Origin of the sequence: Streptomyces cavernicola, assembly GCF_029968035.1 — a bacterium.
In the GTDB taxonomy this organism is placed as follows: Bacteria; Actinomycetota; Actinomycetes; order Streptomycetales; family Streptomycetaceae; genus Streptomyces; species Streptomyces cavernicola.
The window spans coordinates 21889-42450 of record NZ_JASCIQ010000033.1 but is presented as its reverse complement, the minus strand read 5'-3'; the positions used below and the strand labels follow the sequence as shown (position 1 = coordinate 42450).

The window sequence follows — 20562 nt, the reverse complement described above, 5'->3', positions numbered from 1 at the left end:
GCTTGTCCCTGCACAACTGCCCTCATGTACCCCCGCCTCCTTAGGAGGACGACCGAGCGTAGTCAGGACGATTCGCCCGTCGCAAGGCATCAACGACGATCTTCTCGGCCTGTGCCACCGCGACCGTGGCCTGCTCCTTCTCGAGCGTCTGCACCACGCCGCCGGGGATGTTGAGCGCCGGCTCCAGATCCTGCGGCTTGCCGATCACCTTGAAGCGGAACGGCGACGTCACCTTGCGCCCGTCCACCCTCACTCCCCCTTCGGCGTCCTCGAGATACGTGCCCGCGACCACCCGTACGTCGTTGATCTGAATCGCCTCTGCACCGGCCGCGCGCAGCTCCTGGATCGCGTCGAGCAGCATGTCCGCCTCGACAGCGCCGGTGGAGTCGGTCACGGTCAGGGTGATGCCCGGTCCCTGTGCCGCCACCGTGCCCGCGAGCACGCCCAGTTGCCGCTCCTTCTCGATCGTCTGCTTACGCGCCTCCTCGGCCTGGTCCGAGCTGTTCTCCAACTCGGTGCGCTGGTCGTCGAGACGCTGCTTCTCGTCCTCAAGACGCTGAGTACGGTCGTCGAGTTCATCGAGAATGCGCACAAGATCTTCCTGCCGCGCACCGCGCAGAGCACTGCTCTCGCTGTTGGACCGCACCTGGATCGCAAGACCGAGCCCGAGCACGAACAGCAGCAGCGCCACGATGAGTTGGGCCCGCGTCACCTTCGGCGGCCACAGGCTCTGCGCCAGGCGCCGCCGCCCGCTCAGCTGCTCCTCGGCACCGCGCTCCTCCGTCCCGCCCGAATCACCGTCCGGCTCGGATCCCGGCTCGGCACCGGCTTCGGCCTTCTTCTCCGCACTCGCGTCCGCGCTCTTGTCCGCGTTCTGCTCCGCATGCGCCTGCGCGCTCTTGGCGGTGGTCTCGCGGGTGCTCTTCTCAGCGCTCGACGGCTCCTGCGCGCTCTCCGCGCCTTCGCCGGACGGCTTCTTGGGCTCCTCGGGAGGCAGTGGGCTGCTCATCGGCCTCACGCCCGGAACACGTGCCGGCGGATCGCGGCAGCGTTGGAGAAGATCCGGATACCGAGCACGACCACGACACCCGTCGAAAGCTGCGCGCCCACGCCCAACTTGTCACCCAGGAACACGATCAGCGCGGCCACGACCACGTTGGACAGGAAGGACACGACGAACACCTTGTCGTCGAAGATCCCGTCGAGCATCGCGCGCAACCCGCCGAACACCGCGTCGAGTGCCGCCACGACAGCGATCGGAAGATACGGCTCGACCACCGCGGGAACCTCTGGCCGGACCAACAGTCCGACCACGACTCCCACGACGAGGCCCAGTACGGCGATCACGATGTGCCCTTTCCTGCTTGCGGCTCGGCATTGCGCACGGTCAGGCTCGGCGCGGCGGGCAGCCGCACCTCGTCCTCCACGTAGATGCGCGCCCTGATGTGGAAGTTCTCCTGCAGCGCGTGCAGATACTGACCGTCGACGCTGTCCTGGAACTCGGTGCTCAACTGCTGTCCGTTCCCCACCGCGAGCACCGTGTACGGGGGCACCAGCGGCTTGTTGTCGACCAGTATGGCGTCGCCCGCCGCACGGATGGCCGACAGCGACGTGAGCCGCTGGCCGTTGATGGAGATGGCCTCCGCACCGGACTGCCAGAGGCCGTTGACGACCCGCTGCATGTCTCGGTCGCGCACCCGGCCGTTGTCGGAGAAGCCGGTGCTCTCGCGGGGCCCGCCGCCGCCCTGCTCGGTGTCGTTCGCGTCGTCGACGACGAGGCGGATGCCCGGCCCGTACACCTCGGTCGCGCCGGCGAGCAGCGCCGTCAACTCCCCCTTGTCGCCGCCGTGCTTCTGCAGTGCGGCACGCTGTCGCCGACCGACGTCCTCGCGCAGCGCGTCCACCTCGGCCTCGATCTTCTCGGCGGCCTCGGTCTCGCGCTCGATGCGGTCGATGAGCTCCTCGCGCTCCTTCGCCACGACCGGCGCCGCGATCCGCGCCTCCGCCGCCCCGACCGTCACGATCAGAGCGGCGAGCACGAGGCCCGCGGCGAGGCCCAACTTGGCGCGCAGGGTGCGCGGAAGGCCTCCGTTGCCCTCCGCCTGCTTGCGCGCCGCGGCCTCCGCGTAACCGTCGTCGAGGCTGTGGTCCATCACGTTGGTGAGCAGCGACATCGAAGCGTCCGGGCGCGCGGGCGGGGAGGGTGTGCTCCGAACGGGGGGCTGCGGCATGCCGCACATCGTCGCACGTCGCGCCGCGTACCTCCGAATGGCCCCACCGAGCGTGGGGGGGGGGGGGGGGGGCGCCCCCCCCCCCCCCCCCCCCCCCCCGACCACGGCCACCTACGCGGACGGCCACCCCACCGGCTTCTCCGGCGGCCGCCGGACGAAGTGCCGCAGCACCCCGCTCCGCGTCTGGAACTCCTCCCGCAGCAGGAACTCCTCGTTCACGACGGTGAGTTTGGCCTGCTCGGTCGCGCTCTTCGGGTCCCACCCCGCGTTCGCCGCGTACGGCTCGGCGAACAGCCACACATGCTCCAGGTCCGCGAGCCGCCGCCGCAGCTCCCCGGCGCCGGTCTCCTCGCCGTACAGCGTTCCCGACGCGGCGGCGGTGCGTGCGAGGGCGATGTCGTTGGTGTTCCGGAACTCGCGCGGGTACGCGAGCGCGGTGCGCCGGCCGGCCGACGGCAGGTACAGCATCGCGTCGCCCTGCCCGATCCGCTCCTCCACGAGCCGGGCGACCGCACCCAGGTCGTCGGGCCGCTGCTCCGCCGTACGGTCGTCGCGGTGCAGCGGCAGCTGCCAGCAGAAGGCGAGGCCGACGACGGCCGCCCCGAAGAGCGCGCCGCCCGTCCGGCGGCCGGCCTTGGAGCGCATCATCCGCACGCCGCGGGCGATCCGCTCGGCGCCCGCGGCGGCACACAGCGGGGCGCCGGCGAGCGCGAAGAACAGATAGCGGTCGTGGTGCAGGGGCGTGTACTGCGAGACGGCCAGGAGGACCGCGGGCGGCAGCACCATCAGCGGCATCGCCACGGCGTTGAGGGAGAGCCGCCCGGTGCGTTCGAGGGGCGAGTTGAGGGAGACGCAGGCGAGCAACAGGGTTGCGGTGAGCACGAGTTCGGTCGGCCCGGCGAAGGCCTTGAGGAGCGAGCCGGAGCCGCCCTCGTCGGAGGCCGCGAGCCAGGCGGCGTGCTCGCTCTGGCCGAGCGTGAGCCGGGCGAGCGGCAGCAGCGCGGTGAGCGCGGCGCAGCCGCAGACGGCCCAGGAGCGCCAGGCCCGCGCGTCGAGCCGCCGCCAGGAGAGCAGCAGCGTGACGGCGTGCGCGAGCAGGATCAGCGCGGCGAGCTGGTGCAGCAGCACGGTCGCGGTGACGACGGCCCCGTACAGGCACCAGTCCTTGACGCGGCCCTGCCGCACGGCGCGGACCAGGAGCAGCGTGGCGCCGGTGACCCCGGCGGCGACGAGGGCGTAACTGCGGCCCTCCTGGGCGTAGTAGCCGGTGAGCGGGGTCGCCGCGTAGAGGAGGCCGGCCCACAGGCCGACGCGGGGACGGGCGAGGCGGACGCCGATGGCGGCGACGAGTCCCGCGGTGGCGGCTCCGGCGAGCACCGACGGCAGCCGCAGGGCGACCTCGCCGGGGTGCACGGAGAGCACGGCGTGCATCAGGAGGTAGTAGAGGCCGTGGACGGCGTCGGCGCTGCCGAGCAATCGCACGATCTCCGGGAGCGAGCGGGTGGCCACCTGGTGGGTGACCCCTTCGTCGCGCCACATCGAGTCGCGGTCCAGGCCCCAGAGGCCGAGGACGAGCATGGCGAAGGCGGGAACGAGCACGGCCGTTGCGGCCGGCCTGGCGGTGAGCGCCGCCCATGCGGTGCGGACGTGGCCCGGCGCGGCGGCCGTGGCGGACGGTCCGGCAGCGAGGGCCGCACGAAGAGTCGTGACCTGCATGCGCCACAGTTTGTGCTATTAACGCACCGATCCTGTGGATTGACGACGCCTCAGGCGGTTCGGGAGACCTACGCTGCTTTCGATGACGACCACACTCCTGCCGCCCCGGCCGGAACTCCCCGGACCCGGCCGCCGCACCGCCGCCCGCACCCGGCTCACGCTGTCCGCCCTGGTCGCGTGCTGGGCGGCGACCCGCGCCGTGATGCTGCTCCTGCTCGCCCGGGACGACAGCCATCCGCTCGGCGTCGGCGGCATCGCCCGCGAGGTGCACGCGCTCTACTTCCACTGGTTCGGAGTACTGGCGGAGGGCGGATTTCCGCTCGACGACCCGCTGTGGCAGTACCCGCCGGCGGCGGGCCCGGTGCTCCTCGCCCCCGCGCTGCTGCCCTGGCTGAGCTACTTCCAGGCCTTCGTGGCTCTCGCCGTCCTCGCGGACGCGGCCGTCGCCTGCGCGCTCGCGCTCGCGGGCCGCCGCCAGGGCCGCAGTCTCGCCGGGGCGGCGTTCTGGGTCGGCGGCCTCCCGCTGCTGCTGCACATCCCGCTCGCCCGGTACGACCTGCACGTCACCGCGCTCGCCGTGCTCGCCCTGCTCTGCCTGGCGCGCAGACCCCGTACGGCCGGGGTGCTCGCCGCGCTCGGGGCGCTCGTGAAGGTCTGGCCCGCCCTCACCCTGCTCGGCGCCCCGCGCGGGCGCGGCACGCGCGCGTCCTGGGGTGCCGGGATCGCCGCCGCCGGGGCGCTGCTGCTGGTCCTCGCGGCCGCCTTCGACCACGCCTTCGCGTTCCTTCGGCAGCAGGGCGGCCGCGGCGTGCAGATCGAGTCGCTCGGCGGCACGGCGCTCGCCCTCGCGCGGCACGCGGGCTGGCCGGGCCGGGTGGAGTACCGCTTCGGGGCGATGGAGTTCACCGGCCCGCAGGTCTCCGCGGTCGCCCACGCCTCGCTGTTCGCGACGGTGCTCGGCTGCGCGGCGCTGCTGCTGTGGCGGGTGCGGGCCCAGCGCTGGACCGAGGCCACGCCCTTCGACGCGGCGCTCTGCGCGGTGCTGCTCTTCACCGTCACGAGCCGGGTGATCAGCCCGCAGTACGTCATCTGGCTCCTCGGCCTCGCCGCGGTCTGCCTCACCTCCCGCGCGACCAGCCAGCGCCCGGCCGCGTTCCTGGTCACGGCCGCGGCGGCGGTCACCACGCTCGGCTATCCGCTGCTCTACGCGGACGTCATGGCCGTCACCTGGACCGGAACGCTCGTCGTGCTCGTACGGAACGCCCTGCTCGTCGGAGCCGTCTTGCTGTCCTGGCGGGGGCTGTGGCGGTCCACCGTGTCCGCCGCCGCGAGGGAGAAGCCGTGATCGACGCTGCCGGAACTGCCACTGGAACCACTAGCAAACCCCACTAGTCGGACAATTCCGCGTAACAGCTAAAATTCCTACCCATGAACAGCGCTCCGCCTCGGCAGCCCCAGGTCTGCATCGTCGTCATCGGCTACAACGACGCGGCGCACGTGGCGGACGCGGTGCGCTCGGCGCTCGACCAGGGCGCCGCCGTCCGCGAAGTGATAGCCGTAGACGACTGCTCCACCGACGAGAGCCCCGAACTCCTCGGCCGCCTGGCCGCCGAGGACAACCGCCTCAAGCTGCTGCTGCGCACCGCCAACAGCGGCGGCTGCGGCACCCCCCGCAACGACGGCATCGACGCCTGCACCTCGCCGTACGTGATGTTCCTCGACAGCGACGACGTGCTGCCGCCCGGCGCGGTCGACGCCCTGCTCGACGCCGCCCGCGCGCACGACGCCGAGGTCGCCGCCGGCCGCTGCGTCCGCCGCGAGCTGCCCTCCGGGCGCGAAGTCCCCTGGCAGCCCGAGCTGTACGAGACCGCCGCGGTCGTCGACCGCCCCGTGCGGCGGCCCCGGCTCGTGCACGACACGCTCTGCGTCAGCAAGCTCTACCGCACCGACTTCCTGCGCGAGCATCACATCCGCTTCCCCGACGGCCGGTTCGTCTACGAGGACTTCGTGTTCACCGCGCGCGTGCTCGCCGCCGCCCCGCGCCTCGCACTCGTCCCCGAGACGGTCTACGTCTGGCACGTCCGCCGCTCCGCCGCGCAGCTCTCCCTCTCCCTCGACCGGGCGGGCATCGCGAACTGGGAGGCCCGCATCGAGGCCCACCGCCAGGTCGTCGGCATCCTGCTCGACGCCGGCGAGAAGAAGCTGGCCCGCGCCGCCCGCGCCAAGTTCCTCGACCACGGCCTGCGCATGTACGCCAAGGAGCTCGACCAGCGCAGCGCCGGCTACCGCCGCGCCTGGTGGGACAGCACGCGCGCGTACCTGCGGACCTTCGACGACGCCGACTTCACGCTCGCGCCCGCGCCCGGCCGGGTCATCGGGCGCGCCGTCCTGGCCTCCCCCGACCCCGTCGACCTGGACCGCCTCAAGCAGATCGCGGCCCGCCCGGCCCGGCTCCTCCCGCCCTACGCACAGGCCGCCGACGGCACGCCGATCTGGTCCGAGGAGCTGCCCGGGGTGACGCTAGACCACCTCCTGGTCCGCCCGATGCGGCTGCTCCCGATCGCCGTCGACGCCGAACTGCACCCGCGCGCGCGTGCCTCCGCACTCCGGCTGCGCCTGCACGACCTGTACGCGAGGGCGAGCGCGGCCGAGCCGACCACGGTCGACGTCGAGCTGCGCCACCGCGACAGCGGCCGCTGCGGACTCCGCCGTACGGCGGCCTGGTCGCGGGAGCCCGGCGGGGCGGACGCCTCCTGGACGGCCCTGCTCCTGATCGACCTCGCCGCGCTCGACACCGGTGTGTGGGACGTGCGGGTGCGGGTGCGGTTCGCCGACGGGACGGCGCGCGACACGACGGTGCGCGCGGTCGGGGGCCCGGCCCTTCTGCACCCCACCGCCCGCCCGCACCCACGCCGCGGCGTCCTCCTCGTCCGCCCCTACGCCACCACCTCCGGCAACCTCGCCCTTCGCCTCTCCCTCGGCCCCCGCCACGCAGCGGGCCTACTGCGCCGCAGAGCCGTACGGGTGCTGGCATCAGTGGGCCGAAGAGGCTGAACCTGTGGCCCCGAAAGGGGCGCGGGGCTGTGACATCAGCGGCTCCGCCGCGGGGCGCGCCCAGCCACGACGGCGCAGCAGTCGAACGACAGCCGACGGCAGTCTTTCGGGAAGGGGCGGGGCGGGGAGAGAGCCCGAAGGGCGACCGCCCGGACAAGGTCGCGGAACCCCACCCATCGACCACGCGTTACCGTCGCAACAGCACACACATCGCACGCGGAACAGGGTGACCATGACCTGGCTGATCACCGGCGGAGCCGGTTACATCGGGGCGCACGTCGTCCGCGCCATGACCGAGGCGGGCGAACGAGCGGTCGTCCTGGACGACCTCTCCAGCGGCCTCGCCGAGCGCATCCCCGAGGGAGTGCCGCTCGTCCAGGGCTCCACCCTCGACCGCCCCCTCGTCGACCGCGTCCTCGCGGAGCACCGCATCACCGGCGTCGTCCACCTCGCGGCGAAGAAGCAGGTCGGCGAGTCCGTGGAGCAGCCGCTGCGCTACTACCGGGAGAACGTGGAGGGCCTGCGCACCCTCCTCGAAGCGGTGGTCGACGCGGACGTGCGCAGCTTCGTGTTCTCCTCCTCCGCCGCCGTCTACGGCATGCCGGACGTCGACCTCGTCACCGAGGAGACCCCGTGCGTGCCGATGAACCCGTACGGCGAGACGAAGCTCGCGGGCGAGTGGCTGGTCCGCGCGGTGGGCCGGGCGCACGGCCTGTCGACGGCCTGCCTGCGGTACTTCAACGTGGCGGGCGCGGCGAGCCCCGAGCTCGCCGACACCGGGGTGTTCAACATCGTCCCGATGGTCTTCGAGCGCCTCACCGCGGGCGAGGCCCCGCGCATCTTCGGCGCCGACTACGACACCCCGGACGGCACCTGCGTCCGTGACTACATCCACGTGGCCGACCTCGCCGACGCGCACGTGGTCGCCGCCCGCCGCCTCGCCTCCGCGCCCGACTCGGCGGACCTGACGGTCAACATCGGCCGCGGCGAAGGCGTTTCGGTGCGCGAGCTGATCGACCTGATCAACGACGTGACGGGGCACGGCATCGCCCCGCAGGTCGACCCGCGCCGCCCCGGCGACCCGGCGCGCGTCGTCGCCTCGGCCGAGCGGATCTCCACGGAGCTCGGCTGGAAGTCGCGGTACGACGTACGCGCGATGATCACGTCGGCCTGGGACGGCTGGGTGCACCGCCACCCGGAGGCCGCCCGCGGCTGACCCGAGCCACGGCTGGCTGAGCCACGGCCGGCCCGAGCCACGGCCGACCCGAGCCACGGCACGAACACCGGAAGGGGGCGCCAGGTCACAGACCCGGCGCCCCCTTCACGTACGAAAAACCATCCAGAACCGCCGCCGCGTCAAAGCTCCCGCAACGCCGCGGCAGTAGCCGAAGCCAGCTTCCCCAAGTACCCCTTCGGCAGGTCCGTCCGCACCACGACCGAGCGCCAGTAGAGCGGGCCCGAGACCAGGTCGAGGGCGAGGTCCTCGTCGATGCGGGAGCGCAGTTCGCCGCGGGCGACCGCGGCCTGCACGATGCCGCTGGCCACACCGTGCTGCCCCTCGCGCAGCGCCTTCTGCAGGGCCTGCGCGATCTCCGGGTTCCGGGCCGCCTCGGCCTGCAGGTCCGGGATGATCTGCCCGGCCACCGGGTGCTTCAGGGCGCGCGACGTGACCTCGTACAGCAGCCGCAGGTCGCCTTCGAGGGTGCCCGTGTCCGGCGCCGGGAGGCCCTGCACCGCCACCGCCGAGACCAGGTCGAGGACCAGGTGCAGCTTGGACTTCCAGCGGCGGTAGACCGCCGTCTTGCCGACGCCCGCGCGGCGCGCGATGCCCTCGATCGACATCCGCGCGTACCCGACGGCGGCGAGCTCCTCGAAGACCGCGCCGCGGATGGCCTCGGTCACATCCTCACGGAGTACGGCGGCGCCCGCGGGGGCTCTGCGGCGGGTTCCGCCGGGGCTTTCAGTCATGAGTCCAGCATAGGACGGGACGACGAGACGGTTGCGTCCCGACGTAGAACGGCTCTACTCTCGGCGTGACGACGATACGGGCCCGTCCCGACGTTGGTCCCCACGTAAGGAGCCGGTCGGCAGTGAGTCAGACACTGGACACCCCCCGTACACCCGCGCCCGCGCAGGCCCCCCTCGACGCCGCCGCGCTCGCCGCGCTGCACGGGCTCTCGGTGAGCAACGCGCGCCCCTCCCTGCCGCAGTACGTACGGCAGTTGTGGGCCCGGCGGCACTTCATCACCGCCTTCGCCACCGCCAAGCTCACCGCGCAGTACAGCCAGGCGAAGCTCGGCCAGCTGTGGCAGGTGATGACGCCGCTCCTGAACGCCGCCGTCTACTACTTGATCTTCGGCCTGCTGCTCGGCACCAGCCGCGGCATCGACGACTTCGTGCCGTTCCTGGTCACCGGCGTCTTCGTGTTCACGTTCACGCAGAGCTCGGTGATGGCCGGGACGCGTGCCGTCTCCGGCAACCTCGGCCTTGTCCGCGCGCTGCACTTCCCGCGCGCCTCGCTGCCGATCGCGCTCTGCCTGCAGCAGCTGCAGCAGCTGCTGTTCTCGATGGCGGCGCTCGCCGTGATCCTCTTCTGCTTCGGGGTGCCGCCCACCTGGTCCTGGTTCCTCGTCGTCCCGGCCCTCGCCCTGCAGTTCGCGTTCAACACCGGGCTCGCGCTCGTCATGGCGCGGCTCGGCAGCAAGACCCCCGACCTCGCGCAGCTGATGCCGTTCGTGATGCGCACCTGGATGTACGCCTCCGGCGTGATGTTCAGCATCAAGCAGGTGCTTCCCGAGCACGGCGTGCCGCAGTTCGCGAAGGTCCTACTCGAATGCAACCCGGCGGCCGTCTACATCGACCTGGTGCGCTACGCCCTGATCGACAGCTTCGACGCGGGTCAACTCCCGTACGGCGTGGGCGCGATGTGGGCCCTGGCGCTCGGCTGGGCCGTGGCGCTCTGCGTCGGCGGGTTCATCTACTTCTGGAAGGCAGAGGAGACGTACGGCCGTGGCTGACACCCTCATCGAGACCCCAACCGCCCCTGAGCTCGACGAGATCCACGAGGTCGACGAGACCGACGGGGAGACCCGCACGCCCACCGTCGTCGCGGACGGCGTCGACATCGTCTACCGCGTCACCGGCACCGGAGCCGGCCGCGGCAGCGCCACCGCCGCGCTCAACCGCATCATCCGGCGCAAGAAGCACGCCGCGCGCGGGATGCGCGAGGTGCACGCTGTCCGGAACGTCTCGTTCACCGCGTACAAGGGCGAGGCCATCGGCCTCATCGGCACCAACGGCTCCGGCAAGTCCACGCTCCTGCGCGCCGTCGCCGGACTGCTCCCCACCGAGAACGGCCGGATCTACACCAACGGCCAGCCCTCGCTGCTCGGCGTCAACGCCGCCATGATGAACGACCTGACCGGCGAGCGGAACGTCGTCCTCGGCGGCCTCGCCATGGGCATGTCCCGCGAGCAGGTCCGCGAACGGTACGACGACATCGTGGAGTTCTCCGGCATCAACGAGAAGGGCGACTTCATCACCCTGCCGATGCGCACGTACTCCTCCGGCATGGCCGCCCGGCTCCGCTTCTCCATCGCCGCCGCCAAGGACCACGACGTACTCCTCATCGACGAGGCCCTCGCCACCGGCGACCGCAAGTTCCAGAAGCGCTCCGAGGCGCGCATCCGCGAACTGCGCGCCACCGCCGGCACGGTGTTCCTCGTCAGCCACAACAACAAGTCGATCCGCGACACCTGCGACCGCGTCCTGTGGCTGGAGCGCGGCGAACTCCGCATGGACGGCCCGACGGCCGAAGTCCTCCAGGAGTACGAGAAGTTCACGGGCGCCGGGAAGTAACCCCGGCGCCCAGCGCCACAGTCAGCGGGCTCAGCGCTCCAGGAACGCGAACAGCTCCTCCCAGCGGCGCACGATCTCCTCCGTCGTGTACCGCTGGATGTTCTGCCGCGCCAGGTCGCCCATCTTGTCCCGCAGCTCCTTGTCGGACATCAACAGGTCCAGTTTGCGGGCCAGTTCACCGGTGTTGCCGAGCCCCGCGAGCAGCCCGTCCTCGCCGTCCTGGACGATCTCGTGCACGCCGGGCGCGCAGTCGAACGCGGCGCACGGCACGCCCGCCGCCATCGCCTCCATCAGCGCCAGCGGGAACCCCTCGCCGCGCGAGGACTGCACGAAGACCGAGCCGCCGCGCAGCGCCCCCGGCACGTCGCCGGTCCGCCCCATCCACTCCACCGAACCGTCCAGGCCCAGCTCTGTGCACTGCTGCTTGAGCTGCTCCTCGTCCTCGCCCGAGCCGTAGATCCGCAGGGTCCAGTCCGGGTGCAGCGGCGCGACCTCCGCCCAGGTGTCCAGGAGCATGTCGATGCCCTTCTGGTCGTGCAGCCGGCCGATGCTCGTGACGACCTTCTCGGTACGCGGCGACGGCGTCCCAGGCATGAACGGCAGCGGGTTCGGCATGAACGAGGCGTTGTCCATGCCGCCCTTGCGGATCCACAGGTCGGCGTCCTCGCGGGTGAGCGCGAGCATCCGGTCCACGTTCCGGTAGAACTTGCGCACCCGCCAGTAGCGCGAGCTGGACCGCGTGTACGCGTACGACTCGTGGCTCATGCCGATCACCGTCAGGCCCGTGGTGTCGGCGAGCCGCACCCACTCCATCGCCCACACCTGCGTGGCGATCACGACCGCGCCGGGCCGCGCCCGCCGGAACAGCGCGGTCAGCTTCGCCGCCTGCTCGCGCATGCCCGCGTCACGCGCGGCCCGCAGCCGCCGCTCGGCGATGTTCAGCCGGCCCTTGATGCCGCGGGCCGGGCGGACGCGCGGCGGATGCTCGTCGTAGAGCGTCGTCGTCGGGTACGGCAGGTCCGTGCCGATGTCCTGCGGCTCGGCCGGCTCGGTGATGCCGACGACGTGCACGCGGTGGCCGCGCTCGGTGAACAGGCGGGCCATCTGGTGCGACCAACTGGTCACGCCGCCCAGCTCGTTGACGCTGTTGCTGACGAAGAAGACGTCCCGCTCGGGGAAGGTCCGGGCGCTCATGAACGGCTCCAGTGGGAGAAGAACTGCTCGACGATGCTGCGGGCGGCGGTCCCCTTGTCGTACTCGCCGAACTCGGCCACGAACCGCCCGCGCTCCGGCTGGTACTTGGCACCGTCCTCCACCAGCGAGTCGAGCGCCCCGTACAGCTCGTCCTCGGTGCGCACGACCGGGCCCGGCGCGCGTTCGAGCAGGTCGAAGTAGGTGCCGCGGCCCTCGTGCGCGTACTCCTCGTAGTCGTACGCGAAGAACAGCATCGGGCGGTCCAGGAGCGCGTAGTCGAACATCAGCGAGGAGTAGTCCGTGATCAGGGCGTCGGACAGCTCCATCAGCGGGTTGACGTCGTGCCGGTCCGAGACGTCGACGACCGTCCCGCGCACGGACGGCGGGAGCACCACGTGGTTGAGGTAGTGCGAGCGCACCAACAGGACGTAGCGGTCGCCGAGTTCGGCCGCGAACCGCTCCACGTCGAAGGGCAGCTCGAACCGCCGGCTCCGCGCGCCCTGCTCGCGGAACGTAGGCGCGTAGAGCAGCACCTGCCTGTCCTCGGGGATGCCGAGCTCGGCGGCGAGCGGACCGCGGGTGCGGCGCCCCTCGGCGGCCTCGCGCTCCCTCGCGTGCACCAGTGCGTCGTTACGCGGATAGCCGACGCGAAGCAGCGTCTTCTCCTGCAGCCGGAACGCCCTGGCGAGGGTGCGCACATCGTGCTCGGAGCGGATCAGGAACCGGTCGAAGCGGTTGAGGTACCGCTGCTGCTCCTGCTGCCGGGCCTTGGACCTGAGCTTCCAGGCCGGCTCGTCGAAGCCCATCCGCTTGAGCGCCGAACCGTGCCAGGTCTGAAGGTAGGCGGTCTCCGTCCGCTTGGTGAGCTTCAGCGGATAGCTCTGGTTGTCGATCCAGAACTCCGCCTGCGCGAGCGCCTTGAGATACGGCAACGACCAGCGGCGTACGAGGGTCGCGTCCGCGGGGAAGCCCTCCGGGGACCCGGCGTACGACCAGACCGGCTCGAAGTCGAGGCCCTGACGGCGCATCTCCTCGTAGATCGCCTTCGGGCTGTCGCTGTACTGCTTGCCGAGCTGGCTCTCGAAGACGACCAGGCCCTTCTTCACCGGCAGCCGGCTGAACACCTCGTGATACATGCGGATCTTGGTCTCGCCCGAGGTGAGCTTCTTGCGGATCTGCCGGGCCCTGCGGATGCCCTTCTTGGCGAGCTTTCCGGGACGCCCGTGCACCCCGCGTACGACGAGTTCGCGCACCCGTTCCTTGTCCTCGACGCGGTCACGGGTGACAAGCCGGAAGGCGAGGTGCCCGCGCAGCGAGACCTCCGGTTCGACGTGGTCGGCGACCATCCGCGTCAGGCGCGGCCGCACCGGCAACAGGCCCTCCGCCAGGTCGACTTCGCCCGCGGTCAGCCGGGTCGTGGTGCGCACTCCGTCCACCGTGAGCCTCAGCCGTACGTCCCACACCTCGTCGACGATGCCCAGCGGGCGGAGCTTCGCGGCGAGGTCGGCCTCGGCCTCCCAGGCGACGGCCGTGCCCTCGTGGCGCAGCACGGCCACCGGGAAGCGGAAGCTCTGCAGGCTGCGGCGGCGGGCCCGGAACTCCAGCTCGCCGGTGAGCCGCGCGCCCTCGGGGATCACGCCGAGCGGGTTGACGATCCGTCCACTGAGCCGGACCGTGCCGCTGCGCTCCGCGTAGCCGCTCAGGGCGTTGCGCAGGAACATCTTGTCGATGGTCCTGGTGTGGTAACCGAGGTCGGTGACGTCCAGGACGTGCCGGCCGAAGGGGTCGTCGAGGTGCTCCGCGCACCAGTAGACACGCCCGTCGCGCTCCACGAGCCGGGCGGATATCTTGTCGCGGTTGAGCAGCGTGTCGACGGCCGGGAGCAGGTTCTTCCAGTCGTTCTCGCGCAGCAGATAGGCGCAGACGGCCTGGCTGGGCTGCACCTCGTCGTACGCCTCCGGGGCGAGCGAGTCGAGGTAGCCGCGGGCGATGCCGGCGAACTCCTGACGGTAGGAGTCGTCGCGGAACGGCAGGTCGCGCAGGTGGAGCACGAGGTCGTGCTTGAGGAACTTGACGTCCTTGGCGAGCTTGAGCTCAGCCTGCTCCCGCTCGGCGAGGAGCGCGTCGATGCGGCGGTGGATCTCCATCCGGTGCACGAAGTTGGTCATCTCGTTCCGCCGGTTGGATATCGACTTGGCGGCGGCCTTCTCGTACACGTGCCAGAAGTAGACCTGGTTGGGTATGAGGGTGATGCGCTCGGCGGCGAGATACGCCTCGGCGATGAACATCAGGTCCTCGTAGAACATCCCGCGCAGGAACCGGAGTTGCCTGTCCATGAGGAAGCCGCGGCGGTACATCTTGTTCGTGGAGAGCGTGTCCCACGCCAGCAGGTCGGGCAGCTCGGTGATCGACTCCAGGACCTGGGTGCGCGCGTAGAGCCAGGGGTACCACTCGTCGCGCTTCTTGTTCCGGCTGTCCACGTGGAGGCGTACGCAGAGGCCGGAGACGATGTCGGAGCCGTCGCGCTCGGCGGCCTCCAGGAGGTTGCGGCAGGCGTTGCGCTCCAGGACGTCGTCACTGTCGAGGAACATCACGTACCGGCCGCGGGTGTGGCCGATGCCCACATTGCGCGGCTCACCGCAGCCGCCGCTGTTCTCCGGCAGCTGGAAGACGCGCACCCGCTCCGGGTTCTCGGCGGCCAACCGTCGCGCCACGTCGTACGAGCCGTCGGTGCTGCAGTCGTCGACGATCACGATCTCGACGCCGCGCAGGGTCTGATCGAGCACCGACCGCACCGCGGCGGGCAGCCGGGCCTCGTCGTTGTAGACGATCACCACGACAGAGACGTCGGCTTCGGCTTCGACGTCCGCTTCGGCGTCCGGGCCTTCGGTCTCGGGCTCAGCTATCACACCCATGCGTCCCTCCAGGCAACCTGCACCGCTCGTTCAACATCCTCTCGATTGTCCGACATGCCCGGTACGCGAGCCCGGGTGCGTTCGGCCGTTCCGGCGACAGGAGTCAAATGTGCCATACCGGTGAATTCTTGAGAATTTGGGGTCGAATCGGTCGCGAGGTGGTGGTCGGGGCGGTCGTCGGGACGGTCGGAGCAGACAGCAAGACGCCCCGGCCTGAAGTTCAGGCCGGGGCGTCTTGGCGGGACTACCGGGTCGGGATCAGCCGACTCGGCTGGCTCCGCTGACTCAGCGGGCTCAGCTGACTCGACGGAATCAGCCGTGCGTACGCAGCAGCGTCCTCATCGTCCGCATCGCCACCGACAGGTTCGCGAGGTCGAAGGCGTCCGAGCCCTGGATCTCGTCGAGCGTCGACTTGGCGCGGCCGAGGATCGCGGCGTTCTGCCCCTCCCACGCCTTGTAGCGCTGCTCGGGCGTCGAGGTGCCGTTGCCCACCGCGAGCACGTCCGCGGTGAGGGCCGCGTGCGCCGCGTACAAGTCCTCGCGGATCGCCGCACGCGCCATCGACTGCCAGCGGTCGCTGCGCGGCAGCGCGCTGATGCGGTCCATGAGCTGGGTGATCGAGAGCCGGTCCGCGAGGTCGTAGTAGACCTCGGCGACGTCCAGCGGCGCCTTGTCCATCCGGTCCGCGATCAGCACCACGTCCAGGATCGGGAAGGCCGAGGAGAACCCGGCCACCCGCTGCGCCAGCTCCTCCGGCACGCCGGCGCCGGTCAGCTCCTCGAAGATCTGCTGGTACCACTCGAGGTCCGCGCCGCGCGCGAGCCTCGGCAGCTCCGACCAGACCTCCGTCACGCCGTCGCGGAAGAAGCCGATGGTCTCCGCCAGGTCGATCGGCTGCGGCCGGTTGTTGAGCAGCCAGCGCGTGCCGCGCTCGACCAGGCGCCGCGAGTGCAGCCTGATCCGGGTCTGCACATCCGCCGCCACGACGTTGTCCAGCGCCTCGACGGCGTCCCAGACCTCGCCGAGCCCGAAGATCGCGCGGGCCGCGGTGTGGGCGCGCACCACCTCTTCGAGCGAGGCGCCGGTCTCCTCGCGCATGCGGTGCAGGAAGCTCGTACCGCCGGAGTTCACCGTGTCGTTCACGAGGACCGTCGTGACGATCTCGCGGCGCAGCGCGTGCGCGTCGATCTGGTCGAGGAACCGCTCGCGCAGCGCCGTCGGGAAGTACGCGTGCAGCAGGCCCTGCAGGTACTTGTCGTCCGGCAGGTCCGTGCCGAGCAGCTCCTCCGCGACCGTGATCTTCGTGTACGCGAGCAGCACCGCCGTCTCCGGCTGCGTCAGGCCGAGCCCGGCGTTCAGCCGCTCCCGGATCTGGCGCTCGGTGGGCAGGAACTCCAGGGCGCGGTCGAGGTGTCCCTCGCGCACCAGCGTGCGCAGGAAGCGCTGCTGGGCGTGGAGCATGCTCGACGACTGCGCGAGGGCGTTGGCCAGGGCGGTGTTCTGCGCGTAGTTGTTGCGCAGGACCAGACGGCCGACCTCGTCGGTCATCTCGGCGAGCAGCTTGTTGCGCTGCTTCACCGTCATGTCGCCGTCCGCGACCACGGCGTTGAGCAGGATCTTGATGTTCACCTCGTGGTCGGAGGTGTCCACGCCGGCGCTGTTGTCGATCGCGTCGGTGTTGACCCGGCCGCCCGCACGCGCGAACTCGATCCGGCCCAGCTGCGTCGCGCCGAGGTTGCCGCCCTCGCCGAAGACCTTGACCCGCAGGTCCGCGCCGTCGACCCGGATGGCGTCGTTGGCCTTGTCACCGACGTCCGCGTTGGACTCGACGCTCGACTTCACGTACGTGCCGATGCCGCCGTTCCACAGCAGGTCGACGGGCGCCTGCAGGATCGTCTTCATCAGCTCGGCCGGGGTCATCTTGGAGACGCCCGACTCGATGCCGAGGGCCTCCCGGATGTGCGCGTTCAGCTGGATGGACTTGGCGCTGCGCGGGAAGATGCCGCCGCCCGCGGAGAGCAGCTCCTTGTTGTAGTCCGCCCAGGACGAGCGCGGCAGCTCGAAGAGGCGGCGCCGCTCGGCGTACGACGTCTCCGCGTCCGGCTTCGGGTCGATGAAGATGTGCCGGTGGTCGAAGGCGGCGACCAGGCGGATGTGCTCGGAGAGCAGCATGCCGTTACCGAACACGTCACCGGACATGTCGCCGACGCCGACGACCGTGAAGTCCTCGTTCTGCGTGTCGTGGCCGAGCTCCCGGAAGTGCCGCTTCACCGACTCCCAGGCGCCGCGCGCGGTGATGCCCATGCCCTTGTGGTCGTAACCGGCCGAGCCACCGGACGCGAACGCGTCGCCCAGCCAGAAGTTGTACGACTCCGCGACCTGGTTGGCGATGTCCGAGAACGTCGCCGTGCCCTTGTCGGCGGCGACCACGAGGTAGGTGTCCTCGCCGTCGTGCCGCACCACGTCGAAGGGCGGCACGACCTCGCCCGCGACCATGTTGTCGGTAATGTCGAGCAGCGCCGAGATGAACGTCTTGTACGAGGCGATGCCCTCGGCGAGCCACGCGTCCCGGTCCACGCTCGGGTCGGGCAGCTGCTTGGCGACGAAGCCGCCCTTGGCGCCGACCGGCACGATGACGGTGTTCTTCACCATCTGCGCCTTCACCAGGCCGAGGATCTCCGTACGGAAGTCCTCACGGCGGTCCGACCAGCGCAGACCACCGCGCGCGACCTTGCCGAAGCGCAGGTGCACACCCTCGACGCGGGGCGAGTACACCCAGATCTCGAAGGCGGGACGGGGCTCCGGCAGGTCCGGGATCGCCTGCGGGTCGAGCTTCATGGAGACGTAAGCGTGCGGCTTGCCGCCCTCCGCCTCCTGGAAGAAGTTGGTGCGCAGGGTCGCCTTGATGACGGTGAGGAAGGACCGCAGGATCCGGTCCTCGTCGAGCGACGCGACCTGGTCGAGCGCGCCGTCCAGCTCCTCGAGGAGGCCGTCGATCAGCTCGGTGCCGGCCCGCTGCCGGTCCGGCGACATCCGCGCCTCGAAGAGGCTCACCAGGAGGCGCGTGGTGTGGACGTTGGTACGGAGGGTGTCCTCCATGTAGTCCTGGCTGAACGTGGCGCCCGCCTGGCGCAGGTACTTGGCGTACGCGCGCAGCACCATCGCCTGCCGCCAGGTCAGCCCGGCGCCCAGGACGAGGGAGTTGAAGCCGTCGTTCTCGGCGAGCCCGGTCCAGACGGCGGCGAAGGCCTCCTGGAACCGCTCGCGGGCGTCGTCCGCCAGGTAGTCGCCGTTGCCGGCGGCCTTGGGCATGCGCAGACCGAAGTCGTAGATCCACGCGGTGGAGCCGTCGCTGGCGCGCAGCTCGTACGGCCGCTCGTCGACGACCTCGCAGCCCAGGCGCTGCAGCACGGGAAGGACCGCGGAGAGGGAGACCTGGCCGCCGGCGCGGTAGATCTTGAAGCGCCGCTCGCCGGGGCCCGCGCCCACGGGCTCGTAGAGCGAGAGCTCGAAGTCCTCGGGGCCGTGGGTGAGTTGCTCGACGCGCACCAGGTCGGCGACGGCGGACCGCGGCGTGTGGTCGGCCTTGTAGCCCTCCTGGAAGGCGTTGCTGTAGCGGCGCAGCAGCTCGGCGGCGCGCTCCTCACCGCACTCGGCGGTCAGCGCCTCCGCGAAGCCGTCGGCCCAGGAGCGCGCGGCCTCGACGAGGCGGGTCTCGATGCGCTCCTTGTCGGCGTCGGACAGCTGCGGCAGCTCGGTGCCGGGCGCGACGCGGACGACGAAGTGCAGCCGGGAGAGGATCGACTCGGTGTTCCAGGCGGTGAAGTCGACGCTGGTGCCGCCGAGCTCCTCCTTCAGGATGTCGATGATCCGCAGCCGCACACCCGTGGTGTAACGGTCCCGGGGCAGGTAGACGAGCGCCGAATAGTAGCGCCCGTACTCGTCCTTGCGCAGGTACAGCCGCAGCCGGCGGCGCTCCTGCAGGTAGAGGACGGACGTGACGATGGAGCGCAGCTCGTCGACCGGGGTCTGGAACAGCTCGTCACGCGGGTACGTCTCGAGGATCTGCAGCAGGTCACGGCCGTCGTGGCTGTTGGGCGAGAAGCCGGCGCCCTTGAGGACCTCGGCGACCTTGCGGCGGATCACCGGCACGCGGCGCACGGACTCGGTGTACGCGGCGCTGGAGAACAGGCCGAGGAAGCGGCGCTCGCCGACGACGTTGCCCTCGGCGTCGAACTTCTTCACGCCGACGTAGTCGAGGTAGCTGGGGCGGTGGACCGTGGCGCGGCTGTTGGCTTTGGTCAGGACGAGCAGCTTGTGCTCGCGGGCCTTGGCGCGGGCGTCGGCGGGCAGCCGGTTGAAGGACGGGCTGACGGGGTGGCCGTGCACGTCATCGCCACTGTGCTGCGGGTCGGAGCGCAGGATGCCGAGGCCGGTGCCGGGGACGGCGCCGAGCGAGTCGTCCTCGTTCAGCTCGTACTCGCGGTAGCCGAGGAAGGTGAAGTGGTCCGCGGCCAGCCACCGGAGCAGCTCGCGGGCCTCTTCGACCTCCTGGTTCTGCAGGTCGTCGGCGGTCGGCTCGCTGGGCAGCTCGTCGGCGATGCGCAGCGCGGAGTCGCGCATCTTGTCCCAGTCCTCGACGGCCTCGCGGGCGTCGGACAGGACGCGGAGGAGGTCGTTGGTGATCTGCTTGAGGTCGGCCCGGTCCGTCTCCCGGTCCATCTCCACGTGGATCCAGGACTCGGTGAGCGTGTCGTGCGCGTCGGCGGGCGCACCGGCCGGGAGCACCTCGATGAGCTTGCCGGTGAGGTCGCGGCGGACGACGACCTGCGGGTGGATCACGACGTGGATGCCGCGGCCCTGGCGGGACAGCTCGTTGGTGACCGAGTCGACCAGGAAGGGCATGTCGTCGGTGACGACCTCGACGACGGAGTGCGAGCACGTCCAGCCGTTCTCCTCCACCGTCGGGGTGTGCACCCGGACGTTGGCGGTGCCCTGCGGGCGCTCCTCCGCGAGGCGGTAGTGCGAGAACGCTGCGCCGAAGACGTCGACCGGGTCGCGGTCGGCGAGGTCCTCTGGCGCGGTGTGCAGGTAGTAGCGCTGGAGGTAGGAGAACACCGTGTCCTCGTCGGGACGGTCTCCGGTGTTGGCCCCTGTCGGAAGTTGCCCCCCGGCCGGGCTGTTCTCAGCTACCCGGGCGGCCCGTGCGAGCAGCTCGGCCTTTGCTTCGTCCAGCTTGGTCTGCATGTCCTCTGGCTCCTGTCGCGCGCCGTTGCGTGACGTTGAAGGAAGTGATTTTTACGCCGGAGTGGCGGGCAAGCGCACCACGCCGGGACTCGGCATTGCCGGTCCAGGTCGACGCTATGCCTTGATGAGATGTGACGGGGGCCGTCTCGACCGTTTTCGTCTGCGTGCCCAGAATCCGAAGCGCGAAGATCGCCCGAGCACGCCGACGTACCGGGCACGGGCCGGGGGCGGCATTGCCCCCGAGGGATATCGCGCTGATCACGGGTCCAGGCTATCTCCCCGCACCGGGGCCACGTCACGGGCTGTATGTGTACAAAAGAACTGCCGTTACTTTGACACTCTGGACA

13 protein-coding genes are annotated in these 20562 nt (G+C 70.9%); 5 read left to right on the top strand and 8 right to left on the bottom strand.

The window, feature by feature from the left end:
* Positions 1 to 40 precede the first annotated feature (40 nt).
* From QIS96_RS27225 to QIS96_RS27210, 4 genes are all read right to left on the bottom strand, one after another.
* On the bottom strand, positions 41 to 1009 hold the full coding sequence (locus QIS96_RS27225) for a DUF881 domain-containing protein (protein ID WP_282545405.1): 969 nt from the start codon (positions 1007 to 1009) through the stop codon (positions 41 to 43).
* 5 nt (positions 1010 to 1014) lie between these two features.
* Positions 1015 to 1347, bottom strand: coding sequence for a small basic family protein (locus QIS96_RS27220; RefSeq protein WP_019708255.1), 333 nt, complete (start codon positions 1345 to 1347; stop codon positions 1015 to 1017).
* The gene (locus QIS96_RS27215) at positions 1344 to 2240 is read right to left on the bottom strand and encodes a DUF881 domain-containing protein (protein ID WP_282545404.1); all 897 of its coding nucleotides are present in this window, start codon (positions 2238 to 2240) and stop codon (positions 1344 to 1346) included. Before QIS96_RS27215 ends, QIS96_RS27220 begins: the two co-directional genes overlap by 4 nt.
* Before the next feature lie 102 nt (positions 2241 to 2342).
* Positions 2343 to 3947, bottom strand: coding sequence for a glycosyltransferase family 39 protein (locus QIS96_RS27210; protein ID WP_282545403.1), 1605 nt, complete (start codon positions 3945 to 3947; stop codon positions 2343 to 2345).
* Between the two features lie 82 nt (positions 3948 to 4029).
* Between QIS96_RS27210 and QIS96_RS27205 the strand changes: the two genes are divergently transcribed.
* From QIS96_RS27205 to galE, 3 genes are all read left to right on the top strand, one after another.
* Entirely contained in the window at positions 4030 to 5292 is a 1263-nt protein-coding gene (locus QIS96_RS27205; protein ID WP_282545402.1) for a glycosyltransferase 87 family protein, read from the top strand.
* Positions 5293 to 5375: 83 nt separating this feature from the next.
* Positions 5376 to 7001: a glycosyltransferase family 2 protein gene (locus QIS96_RS27200; protein WP_282545401.1), complete on the top strand. Its 1626-nt coding sequence runs from the start codon at positions 5376 to 5378 to the stop codon at positions 6999 to 7001.
* Between the two features lie 232 nt (positions 7002 to 7233).
* Positions 7234 to 8217, top strand: a complete 984-nt coding sequence (gene galE / locus QIS96_RS27195) for a UDP-glucose 4-epimerase GalE (RefSeq protein WP_282545400.1) — start codon at positions 7234 to 7236, stop codon at positions 8215 to 8217.
* Between the two features lie 140 nt (positions 8218 to 8357).
* On the opposite strand, the gene QIS96_RS27190 is transcribed toward galE, so the two are convergent.
* Positions 8358 to 8969, bottom strand: coding sequence for a TetR/AcrR family transcriptional regulator (locus QIS96_RS27190; protein WP_282545399.1), 612 nt, complete (start codon positions 8967 to 8969; stop codon positions 8358 to 8360).
* A gap of 122 nt (positions 8970 to 9091) precedes the next feature.
* Here QIS96_RS27190 and QIS96_RS27185 point away from each other — a divergent pair, with 122 nt between their 5' ends.
* Together QIS96_RS27185 and QIS96_RS27180 are read left to right on the top strand one after the other, a co-directional pair.
* Positions 9092 to 10018 (top strand): ABC transporter permease, encoded by a 927-nt coding sequence (locus tag QIS96_RS27185; RefSeq protein ID WP_282545398.1) that lies wholly within the window; start codon positions 9092 to 9094, stop codon positions 10016 to 10018.
* A gap of 40 nt (positions 10019 to 10058) precedes the next feature.
* A complete protein-coding gene (locus QIS96_RS27180; RefSeq protein ID WP_282545467.1) occupies positions 10059 to 10859 on the top strand; it encodes an ABC transporter ATP-binding protein in 801 nt (266 codons plus the stop codon).
* A gap of 30 nt (positions 10860 to 10889) precedes the next feature.
* Here the strand turns inward: QIS96_RS27180 and QIS96_RS27175 are convergent, their stop codons facing one another.
* The 3 genes from QIS96_RS27175 to QIS96_RS27165 form a co-directional block, all read right to left on the bottom strand.
* Entirely contained in the window at positions 10890 to 12053 is a 1164-nt protein-coding gene (locus QIS96_RS27175; protein WP_282545397.1) for a glycosyltransferase, read from the bottom strand.
* Positions 12050 to 14968: a bifunctional glycosyltransferase/CDP-glycerol:glycerophosphate glycerophosphotransferase gene (locus QIS96_RS27170; RefSeq protein WP_282545396.1), complete on the bottom strand. Its 2919-nt coding sequence runs from the start codon at positions 14966 to 14968 to the stop codon at positions 12050 to 12052. The genes QIS96_RS27175 and QIS96_RS27170 overlap by 4 nt, the downstream gene beginning before the upstream one ends.
* Before the next feature lie 312 nt (positions 14969 to 15280).
* Positions 15281 to 20215: an NAD-glutamate dehydrogenase gene (locus QIS96_RS27165; protein WP_282545395.1), complete on the bottom strand. Its 4935-nt coding sequence runs from the start codon at positions 20213 to 20215 to the stop codon at positions 15281 to 15283.
* Positions 20216 to 20562 lie beyond the last annotated feature (347 nt).